21 protein-coding genes are annotated in these 16,962 nt (G+C 71.5%); 11 read left to right on the top strand and 10 right to left on the bottom strand.

The annotated features are described in order from the left end of the window. Positions 1 to 138: 138 nt before the first annotated feature. Positions 139 to 579 (bottom strand): methylmalonyl-CoA epimerase, encoded by a 441-nt coding sequence (gene mce, locus ACFWJX_RS06290; RefSeq protein ID WP_073499834.1) that lies wholly within the window; start codon positions 577 to 579, stop codon positions 139 to 141. A 150-nt stretch (positions 580 to 729) separates the two neighbouring features. Here mce and ACFWJX_RS06295 point away from each other — a divergent pair, with 150 nt between their 5' ends. From ACFWJX_RS06295 to ACFWJX_RS06305, 3 genes are all read left to right on the top strand, one after another. Beyond that, positions 730 to 1,932 carry an acetyl-CoA C-acetyltransferase gene (locus ACFWJX_RS06295; RefSeq protein ID WP_383237642.1) on the top strand — a complete coding sequence of 401 codons (1,203 nt, stop codon included), beginning with the start codon at positions 730 to 732 and terminating at the stop codon, positions 1,930 to 1,932. Between the two features lie 34 nt (positions 1,933 to 1,966). Continuing rightward, the gene (gene meaB / locus ACFWJX_RS06300) at positions 1,967 to 2,926 is read left to right on the top strand and encodes a methylmalonyl Co-A mutase-associated GTPase MeaB (protein ID WP_383237645.1); all 960 of its coding nucleotides are present in this window, start codon (positions 1,967 to 1,969) and stop codon (positions 2,924 to 2,926) included. Between the two features lie 277 nt (positions 2,927 to 3,203). After that, positions 3,204 to 3,521: a hypothetical protein gene (locus tag ACFWJX_RS06305; RefSeq protein WP_383237648.1), complete on the top strand. Its 318-nt coding sequence runs from the start codon at positions 3,204 to 3,206 to the stop codon at positions 3,519 to 3,521. Between the two features lie 14 nt (positions 3,522 to 3,535). Here the strand turns inward: ACFWJX_RS06305 and ACFWJX_RS06310 are convergent, their stop codons facing one another. After that, entirely contained in the window at positions 3,536 to 4,168 is a 633-nt protein-coding gene (locus tag ACFWJX_RS06310; protein WP_383237651.1) for a PepSY domain-containing protein, read from the bottom strand. 179 nt (positions 4,169 to 4,347) lie between these two features. On the opposite strand from ACFWJX_RS06310, the gene ACFWJX_RS06315 reads away from it, so the two are divergent. Both ACFWJX_RS06315 and ACFWJX_RS06320 read left to right on the top strand, forming a co-directional pair. Beyond that, positions 4,348 to 5,025 (top strand): response regulator transcription factor, encoded by a 678-nt coding sequence (locus tag ACFWJX_RS06315; RefSeq protein ID WP_252546610.1) that lies wholly within the window; start codon positions 4,348 to 4,350, stop codon positions 5,023 to 5,025. Then, positions 5,022 to 6,446 (top strand): ATP-binding protein, encoded by a 1,425-nt coding sequence (locus ACFWJX_RS06320; protein ID WP_383237655.1) that lies wholly within the window; start codon positions 5,022 to 5,024, stop codon positions 6,444 to 6,446. The genes ACFWJX_RS06315 and ACFWJX_RS06320 overlap by 4 nt, the downstream gene beginning before the upstream one ends. Positions 6,447 to 6,492: 46 nt before the next feature. On the opposite strand, the gene ACFWJX_RS06325 is transcribed toward ACFWJX_RS06320, so the two are convergent. From ACFWJX_RS06325 to ACFWJX_RS06340, 4 genes are all read right to left on the bottom strand, one after another. Further along, complete coding sequence (locus ACFWJX_RS06325; RefSeq protein ID WP_383237659.1) at positions 6,493 to 6,969, bottom strand: MarR family winged helix-turn-helix transcriptional regulator; 477 nt, start codon at positions 6,967 to 6,969, stop codon at positions 6,493 to 6,495. A gap of 92 nt (positions 6,970 to 7,061) precedes the next feature. Continuing rightward, on the bottom strand, positions 7,062 to 7,859 hold the full coding sequence (locus ACFWJX_RS06330) for an AIM24 family protein (RefSeq protein ID WP_383237663.1): 798 nt from the start codon (positions 7,857 to 7,859) through the stop codon (positions 7,062 to 7,064). Next, a complete protein-coding gene (locus ACFWJX_RS06335) occupies positions 7,856 to 8,506 on the bottom strand; it encodes an AIM24 family protein (protein WP_383237665.1) in 651 nt (216 codons plus the stop codon). Before ACFWJX_RS06335 ends, ACFWJX_RS06330 begins: the two co-directional genes overlap by 4 nt. 1 nt (position 8,507) lies before the next feature. Beyond that, positions 8,508 to 9,140: an AIM24 family protein gene (locus ACFWJX_RS06340; RefSeq protein WP_383238453.1), complete on the bottom strand. Its 633-nt coding sequence runs from the start codon at positions 9,138 to 9,140 to the stop codon at positions 8,508 to 8,510. Between the two features lie 216 nt (positions 9,141 to 9,356). Here ACFWJX_RS06340 and ACFWJX_RS06345 point away from each other — a divergent pair, with 216 nt between their 5' ends. Then, positions 9,357 to 9,704 (top strand): DUF3817 domain-containing protein, encoded by a 348-nt coding sequence (locus tag ACFWJX_RS06345; protein ID WP_383237668.1) that lies wholly within the window; start codon positions 9,357 to 9,359, stop codon positions 9,702 to 9,704. Further along, on the top strand, positions 9,701 to 10,009 hold the full coding sequence (locus ACFWJX_RS06350) for an MTH1187 family thiamine-binding protein (RefSeq protein ID WP_383237671.1): 309 nt from the start codon (positions 9,701 to 9,703) through the stop codon (positions 10,007 to 10,009). The genes ACFWJX_RS06345 and ACFWJX_RS06350 overlap by 4 nt, the downstream gene beginning before the upstream one ends. 18 nt (positions 10,010 to 10,027) lie before the next feature. Here the strand turns inward: ACFWJX_RS06350 and ACFWJX_RS06355 are convergent, their stop codons facing one another. The 3 genes from ACFWJX_RS06355 to ACFWJX_RS06365 are packed head-to-tail and all read right to left on the bottom strand — an operon-like array spanning position 10,028 to position 12,125. Beyond that, complete coding sequence (locus ACFWJX_RS06355; protein WP_383237674.1) at positions 10,028 to 10,699, bottom strand: TetR/AcrR family transcriptional regulator; 672 nt, start codon at positions 10,697 to 10,699, stop codon at positions 10,028 to 10,030. Beyond that, on the bottom strand, positions 10,696 to 11,352 hold the full coding sequence (locus tag ACFWJX_RS06360) for a DUF4166 domain-containing protein (RefSeq protein WP_383238455.1): 657 nt from the start codon (positions 11,350 to 11,352) through the stop codon (positions 10,696 to 10,698). Before ACFWJX_RS06360 ends, ACFWJX_RS06355 begins: the two co-directional genes overlap by 4 nt. Positions 11,353 to 11,375: 23 nt before the next feature. Beyond that, positions 11,376 to 12,125, bottom strand: a complete 750-nt coding sequence (locus ACFWJX_RS06365; protein WP_383237676.1) for a hypothetical protein — start codon at positions 12,123 to 12,125, stop codon at positions 11,376 to 11,378. Between the two features lie 237 nt (positions 12,126 to 12,362). Between ACFWJX_RS06365 and ACFWJX_RS06370 the strand changes: the two genes are divergently transcribed. The 4 genes from ACFWJX_RS06370 (at position 12,363) to ACFWJX_RS06385 (ending at position 16,163) form a co-directional block, all read left to right on the top strand. Beyond that, complete coding sequence (locus ACFWJX_RS06370) at positions 12,363 to 13,367, top strand: matrixin family metalloprotease (RefSeq protein ID WP_383237679.1); 1,005 nt, start codon at positions 12,363 to 12,365, stop codon at positions 13,365 to 13,367. A gap of 93 nt (positions 13,368 to 13,460) precedes the next feature. After that, positions 13,461 to 13,970, top strand: a complete 510-nt coding sequence (locus ACFWJX_RS06375; protein ID WP_383237681.1) for a MarR family winged helix-turn-helix transcriptional regulator — start codon at positions 13,461 to 13,463, stop codon at positions 13,968 to 13,970. A 79-nt stretch (positions 13,971 to 14,049) separates the two neighbouring features. Next, positions 14,050 to 14,388: a DUF3817 domain-containing protein gene (locus tag ACFWJX_RS06380; protein ID WP_383237684.1), complete on the top strand. Its 339-nt coding sequence runs from the start codon at positions 14,050 to 14,052 to the stop codon at positions 14,386 to 14,388. A 74-nt stretch (positions 14,389 to 14,462) separates the two neighbouring features. Continuing rightward, entirely contained in the window at positions 14,463 to 16,163 is a 1,701-nt protein-coding gene (locus tag ACFWJX_RS06385) for a methylmalonyl-CoA mutase (RefSeq protein ID WP_383237687.1), read from the top strand. Between the two features lie 77 nt (positions 16,164 to 16,240). Here the strand turns inward: ACFWJX_RS06385 and ACFWJX_RS06390 are convergent, their stop codons facing one another. Further along, positions 16,241 to 16,876, bottom strand: coding sequence for a TetR/AcrR family transcriptional regulator (locus ACFWJX_RS06390; protein ID WP_383237690.1), 636 nt, complete (start codon positions 16,874 to 16,876; stop codon positions 16,241 to 16,243). Between the last annotated feature and the right edge of the window lie 86 nt (positions 16,877 to 16,962).

Genomic DNA, 16,962 nt, shown 5'->3' on the forward strand with positions numbered 1-16,962 from the left:
GAGCACGGGCTGCTGCCCCGACGCTCGTCCCCCGAAACCCGGACCCCGGACGGGTCCTGCCGACATGACGGCAGGACACCGGTCGCCCTGGCTGGAGCGGCGACCGACCCCAACCCTACCGGCCCATATGTACGAGGGTCAGTGCTCAGGTGACTCAACGGGCGCCGAAGTGACCAGTTCTGTCAGTACTCCGTGGCAATCCTTTGGATGAAGGAAGGTGATTCGTGACCCCATGGAGCCACGTCGGGGCTCTTCGTACAGCACGCGTACCCCCTTGTCGCGGATGTCCGCCGCGTCCCCGTCGACATCCGCCGTACCGAAAGCGATGTGATGGACGCCCTCGCCGTTCTTCGCCAGCCACTTCCCGACGGCGGAGTCCTCCCGCGTCGGTTCCAGGAGCTGGAGGTACGAGGCGCCCCCGTCGGACGTATCGTTGATCTTGAGCATGGCCTCGCGTACGCCCTGCTCCTCGTTGACCTCGGAGTGGAAGACCTCGAAGCCGTACGTGGCCCGGTAGAACTCGACGGTGGCGTCGAGGTCGTGGCAGGCGATCCCGATGTGGTCGATTCGCGTCAGCATGGTGTCAGTGCAGCGCGACGGACGTGGTTACGCAACGTGCGCGCGATCACACCGACGGCCCGATGACGGGTGAAGTGCCGGTCAGTACATTCGAAGTAAACCCTCGTTCACTCCTCGGCCCGTGCAAGGCCGGTAAGGGGATCGCAGCTCATGACTGGAACCAACAGCACGACCTCGGTGATCGTCGCGGGCGCCCGGACGCCCATGGGACGGTTGCTGGGCTCGCTGAAGTCCTTCTCCGGAGCCGACCTCGGCGGCTTCGCGATCAAGGCCGCCCTCGACCGTGCGGGGATCGGCGGCGACCAGGTGCAGTACGTGATCATGGGCCAGGTGCTCCAGGCCGGCGCGGGCCAGATCCCGGCCCGGCAGGCCGCGGTCAAGGCGGGCATCCCGATGAGCGTCCCGGCGCTCACCGTCAACAAGGTGTGTCTGTCCGGCCTCGACGCGATCGCGCTGGCCGACCAGCTGATCCGCGCGGGTGAGTTCGACATCGTCGTGGCGGGCGGTCAGGAGTCCATGACCAACGCCCCCCACCTGCTGCCGAAGTCCCGCGAGGGCTTCAAGTACGGCGCGATCGAGATGCTCGACGCGATGGCGTACGACGGGCTGACCGACGCCTTCGAGAACATCGCCATGGGCGAGTCCACCGAGAAGCACAACACGCGCCTCGGCATCGCCCGCCCGGAGCAGGACGAGATCGCCGCGCTGTCCCACCAGCGGGCCGCCGCCGCGCAGAAGAACGGCCTGTTCGAGGCCGAGATCACGCCGGTGGAGATCCCGCAGCGCAAGGGCGAGCCGGTCGTCTTCAGCAAGGACGAGGGCATCCGCCCCGAGACCACCGCCGAGTCGCTCGGCAAGCTCCGTCCGGCCTTCACCAAGGACGGCACCATCACCGCCGGTTCCGCCTCGCAGATCTCCGACGGCGCCGCGGCCGTGGTCGTGATGAGCAAGGCCAAGGCGCAGGAACTGGGCCTGGAGTGGATCGCCGAGATCGGGGCCCACGGCAATGTGGCGGGCCCGGACAACTCGCTCCAGTCGCAGCCCTCCAACGCCATCCTGCACGCCCTGAAGAAGGACGGCCTGGAGGTCTCCGACCTCGACCTCGTCGAGATCAACGAGGCCTTCGCCGCCGTAGCCGTGCAGTCAATGAAGGACCTCGGGGTGTCGACGGAAAAGGTGAACGTCAACGGCGGCGCCATCGCCCTCGGCCACCCCATCGGCATGTCCGGCGCCCGGCTCGTGCTGCACCTGGCCCTGGAGCTGAAGCGGCGGGGCGGCGGCGTCGGCGCGGCCGCCCTGTGCGGCGGCGGCGGCCAGGGTGACGCGCTGATCGTGCGGGTACCCAAGGCCTGAGTTCCCTGTACGTCATTACCCGAACGGAGCTGTGATGCAGGACGTCTCCTCGCTGGTCGCCCAGGCCAGGGAAGGCCGGCCCCGGGCCGTGGCCCGGCTGATCTCCCTGGTGGAGGGGGCGTCGCCGCAGCTCAGGGAGGTCATGGCGGCGCTGGCCCCGCTGACCGGCAACGCCTATGTGGTGGGCCTCACCGGCTCGCCCGGCGTCGGCAAGTCGACGTCCACCTCCGCGCTGGTCACGGCGTACCGCAAGCAGGGCAGGCGGGTCGGCGTCCTGGCCGTCGACCCGTCCTCGCCGTTCTCCGGCGGCGCCCTGCTCGGCGACCGCGTCCGGATGTCGGAGCACGCCTCCGACCCCGGCGTCTACATCCGGTCCATGGCCACCCGCGGTCACCTCGGCGGGCTGGCCTGGTCGGCCCCGCAGGCCATCCGGGTGCTCGACGCGGCGGGGTGCGAGGTGATCCTCGTCGAGACGGTCGGCGTCGGCCAGTCGGAGGTCGAGATCGCCTCCCAGGCGGACACCAGCGTGGTCCTCCTCGCCCCCGGCATGGGCGACGGCATCCAGGCCGCCAAGGCCGGAATCCTGGAGATCGGCGACGTGTACGTCGTCAACAAGGCCGACCGTGACGGCGCCGACTCCACCGCCCGCGAGCTGAACCACATGCTGGGCCTCGGCGAGTCCCGCGGCCCCGGCGACTGGCGGCCGCCGATCGTGAAGACGGTCGCCGCCCGCGGTGAGGGCATCGACGAGGTCGTCGAGGCGCTGGAGAAGCACCGCGCGTGGATGGAGGAGCACGGCGTCCTCGCCGAGCGCCGCCGCGCCCGCGCGGCCCGCGAGGTCGAGACGATCGCCGTGACCGCCCTGCGCGAGCGCATCGGCGACCTGCACGGCGACCGCCGCCTCAGCACCCTCGCGGAGAGGATCGTCGCCGGCGAACTCGACCCGTACCGGGCGGCGGACGAACTGGTGACGGGGCTGACCCGGGGGCAGTGAGGCGAGCGCCGTCGACTCGGCGGCGCCGCTGACAGTTTGACCCCATGTTCCTGGCGTAGGGCACACCCCGCGACGGACCGGCCGGACCGGCCGCCGTGGCACTCGCGCCGTCCATCTCCTCGTCACCGCGTACGCCCAGGACCACGGGTACGGCGGCGACGGGGCCGCCTGGACACCGGCCGCCCTCTCCGCGGGCAGCGCGGTCGGCGGCCTCCTCAACGGCGGGATCGACTGGCGTACGCCCGCCCGGGTACGGCTGCCGCGGCCGGCGGCGGCAGTGGGGCTGACCCTGGCCTGCGCGGGCCTTGCCCCGGACCGGTGGATCCTCGCCGCGGCGGTGGCCGGCGCCGGGATCTTCGTCGGCCCCATCCCGACGACGGCCTACCTCAGCGCCGACGAAACGGCGGCACCGGGCGCCAGTGCCGGCGCCGGCACCTGGATCAACACCGGGGTGAACGCGGGCAGTTCCCTGGGCTCGGCCACCTCGGGCCTGCTCCTGGGCCACGCCCCGCTCGCCGTGTGCTTCGCGGCGGCGGGTGCGCCGGCCCTGGTGACGGCGGCGGTGGCCGGGACGGGGGCTGAGCGGGTGAAGTGAGCGGGTGACGGCGTTCAGTCGTCGTCGCCGGTCCCGTCCTGGCCGTCGTCGTCACGGTCCGCCGTGAGCTTGGCGTCGTTCAGGGCGACGTTCCAGTCGCGCTCCTTCGCCGACGAGCCGTCGGTCTCCACGTCCCAGGCGCCGGCGCCGTCGTCCTCCAGGTCGACCGAGGTGACGAAGCCCTTCGTGGCAGCCGTCTCGGCAGCCTCGGCGGCGGTGACGCCGGTGCCCTCGAGCAGGGCGCGGGCCTCCCGGACGTCGTCGGCGTCGTCGCCGGAGGTGTGCGTGCCGAGGACGCGGCCCGTCGCCGGGTCGACGAGGACGTCGTACGAGGTCGTTCCGGTGCCCAGGATCTCGACCTCCCAGCCGCGGTCGTCGTCCCCGGTCTCCGTGTCGAGGTCGGCGGAGACCGCCGTGCCCGGCCGGGACTCCAGCGCCGCCGCGATCGCCTCGGCCGCGGTCACCCCGGCGGAGCCGGGTGCCTGGGCCGTGGTGACCTCGGCCGAGCCAGGTGCCTCGGCCGCCGGCCGCGCGGTCCGCACGTCCGCCGTCGTACCGCGTGCGTCGTCGTCCGCGAAGGCGGCCGCGGTGCCACCGCCGATCGCGACGGACGCGACGACGGCGGCGATGACGAGCTTGCGCTTCATGGGGTTTCCTCCCGCTGTGATGCTTCTTCGGTTTCGTGGCTTCTGCCCGTCGCTTCGAACGCGTCTGCTTCGGATGCGTCTGCTTCGGATGCGACGGGGACCACGCTGCCCGAGCCGACCTGAAGGCACGCTGAAGCAACCTGAAGATCGCTTCAGGTGGCATTTGGGACCCTGGTCGCATGCGCCTGCTGATCGTCGAGGACGAACGCCGCCTCGCCCTGTCCCTCGCCAAGGGTCTGACCGCCGAGGGCTTCGCCGTGGACGTCGTCCACGACGGGCTGGAGGGTCTGCACCGCGCGAGCGAGTCGCCGTACGACCTTCTCGTCCTCGACATCATGCTGCCCGGCATGAACGGCTACCGGGTCTGCTCCGCCCTGCGTGCCGCCGGGAACGACGTCCCGATCCTCATGCTCACCGCCAAGGACGGCGAGTACGACGAGGCGGAGGGCCTGGACACGGGCGCCGACGACTACCTCACCAAACCGTTCTCCTACGTCGTCCTCGTGGCCCGGGTGAAGGCCCTGCTGCGGCGGCGGGGGCAGGGCGCCGGGGCCTCTCCGGTGCATGTGCTCGGCGAGCTGAGGGTGGACACCGCGGCCCGCCGGGTGTTCCTGCGCGGCGACGAAACGGCGCTCACCGCGAAGGAGTTCGCCGTCCTGGAACAGCTCGTGGTGCGGGCCGGCGAGGTGGTGTCGAAGACCGAGATCCTCGACCACGTCTGGGACTTCGCCTACGACGGCGACCCCAACATCGTCGAGGTGTACGTCAGCGCGCTGCGCCGCAAGCTGGGCGCCGGGCTCATCCGCACGGTCCGCGGTGCCGGGTACCGGCTGGAGCGGGCGGAGGCGGGCCGGTGAGGCGCCGTCTCGGATCCGTCCGGGCGCGCGCCACCCTGGGCACCACGCTCGTCGTCGCCGTGGCGCTGCTCGCCGCCGGGACGGCCGTCCTGCTGTCGCTGTGGACGAACCTGAGCGGCCAGGCGGGCACCCAGGCGGAGCGCACCGCGCGTGAGGTCGCCGCCGAACTCGCCGCCGGACAGCCCTACCGCGAACTGTCCCTGGACGACGACGACCGGCCCGTCCAGGTCGTCACCGAGGACGGCACCCTGGTCGCGGTCAGCGAGCATCTGGAGCGGATCAGCGGGACGGGGACGGACGCGGTGCGCCCGGCGACCGTCCCCGCCGCCGCTCCGGGTGGCGACGGGGACCGGGACACGGACGACGACGACTCCGCCGGGGCCTCCGCGCTGGAGCCCGGCGAGATCGCCGATGACCCCTCCTACAGCGACGGCTCCGCCACCGTGGACGGCGAGAGCGGCGACTACCGCTTCGCCGCCGTCGAGGTCGAGACGGAGGACCGCGGCACCCTCACCGTGTACGCGGGCGCACCCCTCTCCACCGAGCGCACCGCCGTCCGCACCGCGCTCACCGTCATGCTGATCGGCTTTCCCCTGCTGCTGGCCGTCGTCGCGGGCGTGACCTGGCTGATGACCCGGCGGGCGCTGCGCCCGGTCGAGGGCATCCGGCGCGAGATGGCCGCGATCACCGCCTCCGCGGACCTCGCCCGCCGGGTGCCCGAGCCGGACACCCACGACGAGGTCGCCCGGCTCGCCCGGACCACGAACGAGACGCTGGCCGCGCTGGAAGCGGCCGTGGAACGGCAGCGCCGCTTCGTCGCCGACGCCTCCCACGAACTGCGCAGCCCCATCGCCTCGCTGCGCACCCAGCTCGAAGTGGGCGCCGCGCACCCGGAGCTGCTGGACGTGCCGGGCGCCGTCGAGGACACGGTACGGCTCCAGCACCTGGCCGCCGACCTGCTGCTGCTGGCCCGGCTGGACGCGGGGGAGCGGCCCGCGGACACCAGGGTCGACCTGGCCGCGCTGACGCGGGACGAGGCGGCCGGCCGGGTCCGGGTGACCGTGGACGCGGAGCCGGCGGAAGTGTCCGGATCGCGGGGGCAGTTGCGACGGGTGCTGGCCAACCTGCTCGACAACGCGCAGCGGCACGCCCGCGAGACGGTCACGGTGACCGTGCGGCGGGAGGGCGGGCTGGCCGTCGTCGCGGTCGCCGACGACGGGGACGGCGTGCCGGAGGCGGACCGGGAGCGGGTCTTCGAGCGGTTCGTCCGGCTCGACGCGGCCCGCAGCCGCGACGACGGCGGGGCGGGTCTCGGCCTGGCCATCGCCCGCGACGTGGCCCTGCGCCACGGAGGCACCCTCACGGTCCGTGCGACGCCGGAAGGCGGAGCCCTCTTCGAGCTCCGCCTTCCGTCGGTCTAGCCGCTCGGGACCGGCAACTTCGGTCCGGCAGCTTCGGTCCAGCCGCTTACGGGCGCCCCCGCTGCTCGCGGAGGTGGTCCGCGATGGGGGTCAGGGCCTTGTCGAGTTCCGCCAGGGCCTCGGTGGAGAGGAGGTCGATGAAGTGCCGTCGCACCGACGCCACATGATGGGGCGCGACCTTCCGCATCGTCTCCATGCCGTGATCGGTGAGGACCGCGTACAGACCGCGGCGGTCGGACTCGCAGTTCTCACGACGCACCAGGTTGGCGTTCTCCATGCGTGTGATCTGGTGCGAGAGCCGGCTCTTCGACTGGAGGGTGGCGGATGCGAGGTCGCTCATCCGCATCCGGACGTCCTCCGACTCGGAGAGGTTCACCAGGATTTCGTAGTCGTTCATGGTCAGCCCGAACGGCTGAAGATCTTTTTCAAGCTGGTACGTCAACAGCCTGTTGACCTCCAGGTGGGTGCGCCAGGCGCACTGCTCCGCTTCGGTCAGCCAGCGCGTGGCCGTGTCGGTCTCCATAAGTGAAGTCTACCTAAAATGTTGAAAGGCGAACTACTGAAGGTGGTGTGACAGTGCGCACGCGTTCGATGTCACTCTCAGCAGACTACCGCTCACAGCCCGAAGCGACGCTGGAGGTCCCCCAGCTGTCCGGGAAGACGCGGTGCGCCGCCTTGCCCTCCAGGTCCGCCCGGCCCGCCTCCGCCGGGCACCCCCGGCTCGTGCGGAACCGCTCCGGTGGCCTGCTCCGGCATGAGCGTCTCCGTGGACTGGAGCAGCACGGTGCCGGCGCCCACGAACTCGAACTGGTGCTCCTCCCCGGAAGCCCCGCCCAGGCCCGTCAGTGCACGTAGACCGCCCATCAAGCCCGTCATGTACCCGTGGTCGTAGTGATGGCACGGGGACGGGCAGTCGGCCCAGCCGACGAGCGCCTGCGGGTCCACCCGGATGGGGGGTTCCATGAACACCACCGGGCCGTTAGATGCGGCCACGAACTTTCCGGTTCCGATCAGCGTCAGAAAACCTGGAACGATCGACTGCTTCAGCGCGAGAGTTGGCTGAAAAGCGAGCAGATTGCCCGAGCGAATGGTCAGGTTGCCGTCTTCCAGGTCGTACGAATTCACATCGAAGGCCCGGTCGGCGAGCAGCATCTTGCCCGAGCCCTCCGCCACGACCCAGTCGCTCGCGTGCAGAGGCGAATGGAACGACGTGCGCACCAGGCGGTCCAGCCGGCCGTGCCCGATGCCGTTGAAGTCGATCGACCCGTAGTAGGCGATCATCTTCCCCTTCTGGAGGAACCACTGGCTCCCCTTCAGCTCCACGCAGAAGGTGTACGCGTTCACGTTGTCGTCGACCGGCAGGGTCGTCGGGTCGAGGACGGTGGGGCCGCCGGTGCCCGGGTAGGTGGTCACAGCTTCTCCTCCGACGCCTGGACGTACACCGTGCCGCTGCCGCTCAGCTCCAGCTGGAACGCCTCGCCGGAGCCGCGGCCCACCATGTCCCGCCAGCCCAGGGCGGTCGAGAGCTTGTTGCGGACGTCGCCGTGGTGGGCGACGTAGGCCTGCGGGTCGACGTGGACCGGGCGCTGGGGGGTGATGGGGACCTCGAAGACGCCGCCGTGGGCCATCACGGCGACCGAGCCGTGGCCCTTCAGGGTCGTGGTGAACAGGCCCTGGCCGCTGATCTGGCCGCGGACCATGCCCATCACGCCGCCCTGCGAGCCCATGAACATGGTGCCCTGCTGGAGGGTGCCCTCGAAGGCGAGCAGGCGGTCGGCCTCGACGTAGAGCGTCTCGCCGGTGAGGCTGATGATCTGGACGTGGTGGCCGCCGTGCCCGAACAGGACGGTGCCGCTGCCCTCGACGGACATCAGGGGGGTGTCCTCGTTCGCCATGCGGCGGCCGATCATCGACATCACACCGCCCTGGCCACCCTGCACGTTCGGGGTGAAGGACACCTCGCCCCGGTAGGCGAGCATCGCGCCGCGCTGACTGAACAGGCGCCGGCCCGGCAGCACGGTCGCCTCGACGATCTTGGAGTTGATCTCGCGGAAGGCCATGTCACACGTCCCCCGCGATCGTGTTCCGCTCGCTGGGCTGGACGTACACCAGGCCGTCTCCCTCGAAGCGGATCTGGAAGGCCTCGCCGCCGCCCTCGCCCATCAGCGTGCGGAACGTCACACCGGACTGGAGGGACTGCCGGACATTGCCCTGGTGGGCGACGTACGCCCCCGGGTCCACGGTCAGCGGGAACTGCGGGCTGACCCGGAGCACCACCGCCGGCCCGTCGGAGGTGATCGCCGCCTGGCCGTGTCCCTCGACGGTCGTCGTGAACAGCCCGTTGCCCTGCGAGGCGCCGCGCAGGCCGGTGAAGGACGTCCCCGTCCTCAGCCCCGTGTCCGTCGCGAGCAGGTTGCTCGACTCCACGTACAGCTTGTCCCCCTGGAGATTCACGAGGTTGATCTCGGAGGCGCGGTCCGCGAACCAGCAGGTGCCCTGCCCCCTCACCTCCATCACGGTCATCTGCTCGCCGGTGAGTCGCCGGGTCACCATGCCCCGCAGTCCCTCGCCGCCGCCGCTCATCTTCTTGAAGGCCATCTGCCCGTCGTACGCGACCATCGAGCCGTTCTTCGCCTTGACGGCGTCCCCGGTCATGTCGACGGCGAGCACCTTGCTGCCTTGGAGTCGAAACATCGCCACGCTGCGAAGGTAGCCTTTGGGGGGCCGTGCCGACAGGGCTCTCGGGTGGGGATCGTCCCTGAATGGCCCCCTAGGTACCGTCGGCCGCGGCTTCCTGGCGCGCACCCCGCCCCGCCCGCCGCTCCGCCCGTTTGTCACAATGGACGAACGCTTGTGCGTGCGTTCACAAACGGACCGGATCAGTAACGCATCTCCCACCGAAGGTGACCCGTGGACCTCAAGACAGCCTCCGCCCTCCGCCGCCTCCGCCTGGTCTCCGCCCCCGAGGCCATCTCGTTCCTGCTGCTGCTCGTCTGCTCGGTGCTCAAGCGCACCACGGACTTCAACGCGGTGCCGGTGATGGGCATGGTCCACGGCGTGCTGTTCGTGCTGTACGTGATCTTCTGGGCGGACGCCTGGAACCGCACCAAGTGGTCCCTGAAGACCGCCGCCCTCTACTTCGTCCTCTCGGTCCTGCCGACCGGTGGATTCTTCGCCGAGCGCAAGCTCCGCCGCGAGACCGAGGACGCGGTCATCGCCTCCCGCGCCCAGCGCGAGGGCGTGGTGAAGGCGTCGTGATCGTCGCCTTCTCCGTCACCCCGCTCGGCGTCGGCGAGGACGTCGGGGAGTACGTCGCCGACGCGGTCCGCGTGGTCCGCGAGTCCGGCCTGCCGAACCGCACCGACGCCATGTTCACGTCCGTCGAGGGCGAGTGGGACGAGGTCATGGACGTCGTCAAGCGGGCCGTCGCCGCCGTGGAGGCCAGGGCGCCGCGTGTCTCCCTGGTCCTCAAGGCCGACATCCGCCCCGGCGTGACGGACGGCCTGACGTCGAAGGTGGAGACGGTCGAGCGGCATCTGGCGCCACCGGCACAGGGGGAGTAGCCGGGAGGGCGGGGTCTTTCACCGCTTCCCGGAGGCCCGCCGCAGGTACTGGCGCACCGCCCGCTGGGCCACCGGCCCCAGTTCCTCCAGCGCGCCCACCAGTAACCCCAGCTGCTCCAGCGCGTCCAGCGCCGACGCGGCGCCCGCGCCGTCGACCCCCTCGTACAGCTCGATGCCGACGAACGAGGCGGCGACCGCGCGGGCCAGCCCGGCCGGGTCCGTGAACTCGCCGAGCGGGGTGTCCGCCAGCACCCGGCGGAGCACCCGTTCGATCTCCACGATCCACAGGTCGAGCCCCGCCGCCGTGGCCGGGCCGAGCGTCTCGTGCGTCTGGGCGCCCGCCAGCAGCTGACCCAGCAGCATCACCTGGCCCCCGGCCCGCTCCTGCTCGTGGACCTCCCGCCCGACGGCGAGCAGTTCGGACAGCGAGGCGACCGCCGAGAAGCGGTCCCGGTAGCGCGACACCGACCGCTCCGCGCCGTACCGGCAGGCCGCCGCGAGCAACTCGTCCACCGAGCCGAAGTGGTAGAAGACCAGGGCCTGATTGACACCCGCCGCCGCCGCGACCGTACGGGCCGACGTCTTCGCGATGCCCTGCTCGGTGAGCGTGCGCAGCGCCCCCTCCAGCAGCTTCGTCTTCGTCTCCTGGGACTTCGCGGTCTCCGGGGACTTGGCGGTCTCCGGGGTCATGCGCGGGCCTCCTCGCGCACCGGCCGCAGTCCCGGCCGCACGCCGCGGGCGCGGACGTCCGAGTACGTCGCGGTGAAGGACCCCTCGTACCCGAACAGCGGGCCGAAGTACCGGTTCACCACCCGCACCCGGATCCGGAACCGGCCCGTCGTGTCGTCGTACGACTCCCGTACCTCCGCCGCCGCCCCGATCAGCTCCGGCACGCGCGCGTCGACCACGCCCTCCCGGAACCGGTGGGTGCCCGAGCGGATCAGCAGGGAGCCGTCCGCCTCGGCGTGGAAGTACAGGTCGGTGGCGAGGTGCTGATGGGTGCCCAGGTAGTCGAGGACGCGGTCGCCCTTCGGGCCGAGCACCATCTGGGCGTCGAACCGGCGGGCCCCGCCGGGCAGATCGAAAGTACGCACGAAGGTCACCGTCTCACGGCCGAACGAGTCGGTGTACGGCACGTTCTCGATGACGAACGGCACCCCACGTCCCGCGCGCGGGACCAGGATGTTGCGGGTGCCGCCCAGCGCCAGGAACGGCTTCACGAACGCCCCGCCGTGCCAGACGCGGTCCATCACGCCCCGGCCCGTGCAGGCCTCCCCGCTCGCCAGCCCCACCGAGAAGCGGCGCCGCAGCTGCGGGTGCAGACGGTCGAAGCCGGCGCCCATCGCCGTACGGAAGATCGAGGTCGTCACGGGCTGTCCAGGGTGCGCAGGAGGTGCGGCGCACACGCGCGTGCCGGTGGTGTGCGCAGGCAGCGGCGGGCGGCCGGAGTGCAGGACAGCGGGGACACGAGCAGCGCCAGGCACACCACGCCGCTCAGCAGCAGGGGGAGCAGATACGCAGTCGACGCCGCGAACGGCCCCAGGAGGCGCAGGAAGGATTCCCAGCCGAGGCCCCCGCAGGCGACGCTGACGGCGACGGCGCGGACGGCCAGCTCCGCGAGCCAGTTGCGCAGCGCGCGTTCCGGCGTGATGCCCCGCTCCAGCCACAGCCGCAGCCGGTCGAAGGACCAGGCCGTCGCCCAGCCCATCAGCGGGCGGAACACCATCCGGTCGGCGACCGCGCCGAAGACGCCCCAGCGGGGCCGGTAGTCGTAGCCGGTGAGGAAGCGGACGCCGTCGCCGTCGGGGACGTAACGCCAGTAGCCGCTGCCCTCGGCGAGCAGCGAGAGCGGGTGCGGCGAGGCGAAGCGCAGGGCGGAGACGCGGGTGCCGTCCGGGCGCTCCCGTTCCCCTGTCGAGACGCCGGTGCCCGCGACCGTCAGGAAGGGCAGCACGCGCGTGGCGTACCGGAACCGCTGCGGCTCGCCCTCCGCGCGCGGGAGGTGCGCGATCTCGGTGAAGCGGAGGTCCCAGCGCTGGTGCTGAGCGGGGTCCTGGGTGCGGGTCCACAGGTCGTCCGGATCGGCACGGATGCGCGCCTCGATGTAGAGCCCCATGCGAATCCCCCGGATCGGACCGGTGTTTGAGCGATCGCTCAACACTCCGAGAGTGAAGGTACACGTGTTTGAGCAGTCGCTCAATAAGGTGGCGCAGAACGGGGTTACGGGCGGCGCCCGATGGCTAACCTCTCCCGGGACTCGATCAAGTCCCGTCCGACGGGCGGGCATTCAGGCGGAGGCGAAGTGGCAGCGCGGCGCGGGCCCGTACCGGTTCGGGGCACAGTGGACAGGGCGATGGCGGCGGCCGTGAGGAAGGTGGCCGCGGCGGCCGTGACGGTCGTGTCGCTGGCGGTGCTGGGCGGGGGAACGGCGCCCCCTCGCGCGGGAGGGGGCGCCTGTACGCTCGCGCCCGGCGCACTGACCGTCGACGACCTGCCGGCCGGGTCCTCCGTGCTCGACTGCGCGGCCGTCGGCCGCCTCGTCACGCACGCCGGAGCCGGCGTCACCGTCCCCGGCCCCGGCATGAAGGTGAGCGTCGACGCCCTCACGGAGGACGGCTCCCTGCACGGCTTCACCCTGGCGGTCGCCGCCGACGGCACGGTCTCCTACGACGACCTGACGGACACCGCCGCGCACGCGGCAGCCCCGGCCGCCCCCGACCACGCCCGCGTGTCGGCCGCCGTCCCCGGCCGGGCACGGGCCGCGTGCGCCGACGGCGCCTACGCCACCGCCGGCCACAAGGAGTACGACACGTACGAGTGGTTCCTCGGCGACGGCACCCTGCCCGGGAACCTCGCCTCCGGCGACGCCCGCCGCGTCTTCGAGGACGCCATCGGCACCATCACGGCCAGCCGCAACGACTGCGGCTTCGGCGACACGGTCACCGCGAAGGCGCGGTTCCTCTCCCGCACCGGCAACGAGGCCGACATCGACCGCGACGCCCGCTGCATGGCCCGCGACGGCGTGAGCGTCTGGGACGCCGGGGACCTCAGCGGCGGGATCGTCGCCACCACCTGCTCATGGAGCCGGGCCGTCTCCGGCGGCCCCGACGCGCTGCGGGAGGCCGACGTCCGCTTCAACACCCGCGACCACACCTTCACCGACCACCCCAGCGACACCTGCTCGAACACCTACGACCTCCGCAGCGTCGCCACCCACGAGGCCGGGCACGTCTTCGGCCTGGCCCACGTCGGCGAGAGCCACGAGAGCCAGACCATGTTCACCAACTCCTTCGCCTGCTCCACCGCCGCCCGCACCCTGGGCCGCGGCGACGTCCTCGGCCTGCGCGCCCTGTACTGACGGGGGCCGGTACGACCCGCGCCGGGAGGCCGGGCGGACCGAAGGCCGAGACGGGGCTGACCGCGATATGACCGACGGGTAGGGTCTGGTGCCGTGCCGAAGCCGCCCAGCCTTCCCTTCGACCCCATCGCCCGCGCCGACGAGCTCTGGAAGCGGCGTTGGGGGAGCGTGCCGTCCATGGCCGCGATCACCTCGATCATGCGCGCCCACCAGATCCTCCTCGCCGAGGTCGACGCGGTGGTCAAGCCGTACGGGCTGACCTTCGCGCGCTACGAGGCCCTCGTGCTGCTCACCTTCTCCAAGGAGGGGGAGCTGACCATGTCGAAGATCGGCGAGCGGCTCCAGGTGCACCCCACCTCCGTGACGAACACCGTCGACCGCCTGGTGAAGTCCGGCCTGGTCGCCAAGCGCCCCAACCCCAACGACGGCCGCGGCACCCTCGCCACCATCACCGACAAGGGCCGCGAGGTCGTCGAGGCGGCCACCCGCGACCTGATGGCCATGGACTTCGGCCTCGGCGTGTACGACGCGGAGGAATGCGCGGAGATCTTCGCCATGCTGCGTCCGCTCCGGGTGGCGGCGCACGACTTCGACGAGGCGTGACCCGAGGGGCGAGGCGACGGGCGGCGTGAGGGGCGACCCGGGGCAAGATCGCCCGGAACGCCTGGTTACGCTCGACGGCATGAAGAAGAGCGTGCTGACCCGCTACCGGGTCATGGCCTACGTCACCGGTGTGCTCCTGGTCCTGCTGTGCCTGTGCATGATCGGCAAGTACGTCCTGGACCTGAGCGGTGCCGCGGACGCCACCCGTGTCGTCTCCATCGCGCACGGCTGGCTCTACGTCGTCTACCTCGTCTTCGCCTTCGACCTGGGGTCCAAGGCCAGGTGGCCGGTCCGCAAGCAGCTCTGGGTGCTGCTCGCCGGGACCGTCCCGACGGCCGCCTTCTTCGTCGAGCGAAACGTTTCGCGCGAGCTGGAGGCCAAGGTCGCCGAGGATGCGCCGGCGGTCGCCAAGGCGTAACCCCCACCGCCGTACGCATGCGTACGGCGGTCTCCCATCGACATTTACTTGGACGTCCTAGTAAATTCGAGGGTATGGACGCTGACGCCATCGAGGAAGGCCGCCGACGCTGGCAGGCCCGTTACGACGCCGCGCGCAAGCGCGACGCAGACTTCACCACGCTCTCCGGCGATCCCGTGGAGCCGGTGTACGGGCCACGGCCCGGCGACACATACGAGGGCTTCGAGCGGATCGGCTGGCCGGGGGAGTACCCCTACACGCGAGGGCTGTACCCGACCGGCTACCGGGGGCGCACCTGGACCATCCGGCAGTTCGCCGGGTTCGGGAACGCCGAGCAGACCAACGAGCGCTACAAGATGATCCTCGCCAACGGCGGCGGGGGCCTCTCCGTCGCCTTCGACATGCCGACCCTCATGGGCCGCGACTCCGACGACCCCCGCTCGCTCGGCGAGGTCGGGCACTGCGGGGTCGCCATCGACTCGGCCGCCGACATGGAGGTCCTCTTCAGGGACATCCCCCTCGGCGACGTGACGACCTCGATGACCATCAGCGGGCCGGCCGTACCGGTCTTCTGCATGTACCTCGTCGCCGCCGAACGGCAGGGCGTCGACCCGGCCGTCCTCAACGGCACCCTCCAGACCGACATCTTCAAGGAGTACATCGCGCAGAAGGAGTGGCTGTTCCAGCCCGAGCCCCATCTGCGCCTCATCGGCGACCTCATGGAGTACTGCGCCGCCGGCATCCCCGACTACAAGCCGCTGTCCGTCTCCGGCTACCACATCCGCGAGGCCGGATCGACGGCCGCGCAGGAGCTGGCGTACACCCTCGCCGACGGCTTCGGGTACGTGGAACTGGGCCTCTCCCGCGGGCTGGACGTCGACGTGTTCGCCCCCGGTCTGTCCTTCTTCTTCGACGCGCACCTCGACTTCTTCGAGGAGATCGCCAAGTTCCGTGCCGCGCGCCGGATCTGGGCCCGGTGGATGCGGGACGTCTACGGGGCGAAGTCCGAGAAGGCGCAGTGGCTGCGGTTCCACACCCAGACCGCCGGCGTCTCCCTGACCGCCCAGCAGCCGTACAACAACGTGGTGCGTACGGCCGTGGAGGCGCTCGCCGCCGTGCTCGGCGGGACCAACTCGCTGCACACCAACGCCCTCGACGAGACCCTCGCGCTGCCCTCGGAGCAGGCCGCCGAGATCGCGCTGCGCACGCAGCAGGTGCTGATGGAGGAGACCGGGGTCGCCAACGTCGCCGACCCGCTGGGCGGTTCCTGGTACGTCGAGCAGCTCACCGACCGGATCGAGGCGGACGCCGAGAGGATCTTCGAGCAGATCAAGGAGCGGGGGCTGCGGGCGCACCCCGACGGGCGGCACCCCATCGGGCCCGTCACCTCCGGGATCCTGCGGGGGATCGAGGACGGCTGGTTCACCGGGGAGATCGCCGAGTCCGCGTTCCGCTACCAGCAGTCGCTGGAGAAGGGGGAGAAGCGGGTCGTCGGCGTCAACGTGCACCACGGGTCGGTGACCGGGGATCTGGAGATCCTGCGGGTCTCTCACGAGGTGGAGCGGGAGCAGGTGCGGGAGCTGGGCGCTCGGCGGGCCGTCCGCGACGAGTCGGCTGTCCGTGCCGCCCTCGACGCGATGCTGGCCGCCGCCCGGGACGGGTCCAACATGATCGGGCCGATGGTGGAGGCGGTGCGGGTCGAGGCGACGCTGGGGGAGATCTGCGGGGTGCTGCGGGAGGAGTGGGGGGTGTACACGGAGCCGGCGGGGTTCTAGAGGGGTTCTGGGTGGCCGGCGGCGGCCGGGTGTTTCCTCGCCCGCGCCGCCGGACCTGAAGGGCCTCGGCCCGGCCCTCACATGCCGGACGAGTTGGGGGGTGGTGCCGCCAAGCCGTGCAGGAGCACCCGGGTGAAGTCGCTCACCCACTCCTCGTCCGCCGGTTCCGCGCTGACCAGGGTGCGGTGGACCACCGCACCCGCGACCATGTCGAAGATCAGGTCCACCGTGCGGGACGCTTCCAGGGGGTCCGATTCCGGCGGGAGTTCACCTCGGGTCCGGGCTCGGGCCCGGCCCTCCAGCACCAGGTCCTTCTGCGGGTCGACGATGGAGGCACGGATGCGTTCGCGCAGGGCCTCGTCGCGGGTGGATTCCGCGACCACCGCCATCAGGCCACTCTTGGCCTCCGGACGGGCGAGGATCGCCGCGAACTGGAGGACCACGCCCTCGATGTCCGCGGCCAGGCTGCCCCGGTCGGGGAGTTCCAGTTCGTCGAAGAGTTCCGCGACCGCGTCCACGACGAGTTCGTTCTTGCCGGACCAGCGGCGGTAGAGCGTCGTCTTGGCCACCCCGGCGCGGGTCGCCACGTCCCCCAGCGTGAGCTTGGACCAGCCCAGTTCGACCAGCGCCTGGCGGGTCGCGGACAGGATCGCCGTGTCGGCCGCGGCGCTGCGCGGGCGTCCGGCACGGCCGGCGGGGGTGCGGCTCTGCATCCTCCGACGATAACCGGCCGGTTCTGTCCGGTCGTGAGGGAGATCACCGGGGTGGGGCGGCGGGAAGGCCACTCCCGGTATTACGC

Source organism: Streptomyces sp. NPDC058335, from assembly GCF_042723915.1.
Taxonomy (GTDB): Bacteria; Actinomycetota; Actinomycetes; order Streptomycetales; family Streptomycetaceae; genus Streptomyces.

Bases quoted from the DNA above. Each gene is read 5' to 3' on its own strand.
- mce (WP_073499834.1), bottom strand. From the start codon at position 579: ATGCTGACGCGAATCGACCACATCGGGATCGCCTGCCACGACCTCGAC.
- ACFWJX_RS06295 (WP_383237642.1), top strand. From the start codon at position 730: ATGACTGGAACCAACAGCACGACCTCGGTGATCGTCGCGGGCGCCCGG.
- meaB (WP_383237645.1), top strand. From the start codon at position 1,967: ATGCAGGACGTCTCCTCGCTGGTCGCCCAGGCCAGGGAAGGCCGGCCC.
- ACFWJX_RS06310 (WP_383237651.1), bottom strand. From the start codon at position 4,168: ATGAAGCGCAAGCTCGTCATCGCCGCCGTCGTCGCGTCCGTCGCGATC.
- ACFWJX_RS06315 (WP_252546610.1), top strand. From the start codon at position 4,348: ATGCGCCTGCTGATCGTCGAGGACGAACGCCGCCTCGCCCTGTCCCTC.
- ACFWJX_RS06325 (WP_383237659.1), bottom strand. From the start codon at position 6,969: ATGGAGACCGACACGGCCACGCGCTGGCTGACCGAAGCGGAGCAGTGC.
- ACFWJX_RS06335 (WP_383237665.1), bottom strand. From the start codon at position 8,506: ATGGCCTTCCGCGAGATCAACTCCAAGATCGTCGAGGCGACCGTGCTG.
- ACFWJX_RS06340 (WP_383238453.1), bottom strand. From the start codon at position 9,140: ATGTTTCGACTCCAAGGCAGCAAGGTGCTCGCCGTCGACATGACCGGG.
- ACFWJX_RS06355 (WP_383237674.1), bottom strand. From the start codon at position 10,699: ATGACCCCGGAGACCGCCAAGTCCCCGGAGACCGCGAAGTCCCAGGAG.
- ACFWJX_RS06360 (WP_383238455.1), bottom strand. From the start codon at position 11,352: ATGGGCGCCGGCTTCGACCGTCTGCACCCGCAGCTGCGGCGCCGCTTC.
- ACFWJX_RS06365 (WP_383237676.1), bottom strand. From the start codon at position 12,125: ATGGGGCTCTACATCGAGGCGCGCATCCGTGCCGATCCGGACGACCTG.
- ACFWJX_RS06370 (WP_383237679.1), top strand. From the start codon at position 12,363: ATGGCGGCGGCCGTGAGGAAGGTGGCCGCGGCGGCCGTGACGGTCGTG.
- ACFWJX_RS06380 (WP_383237684.1), top strand. From the start codon at position 14,050: ATGAAGAAGAGCGTGCTGACCCGCTACCGGGTCATGGCCTACGTCACC.
- ACFWJX_RS06385 (WP_383237687.1), top strand. From the start codon at position 14,463: ATGGACGCTGACGCCATCGAGGAAGGCCGCCGACGCTGGCAGGCCCGT.
- ACFWJX_RS06390 (WP_383237690.1), bottom strand. From the start codon at position 16,876: ATGCAGAGCCGCACCCCCGCCGGCCGTGCCGGACGCCCGCGCAGCGCC.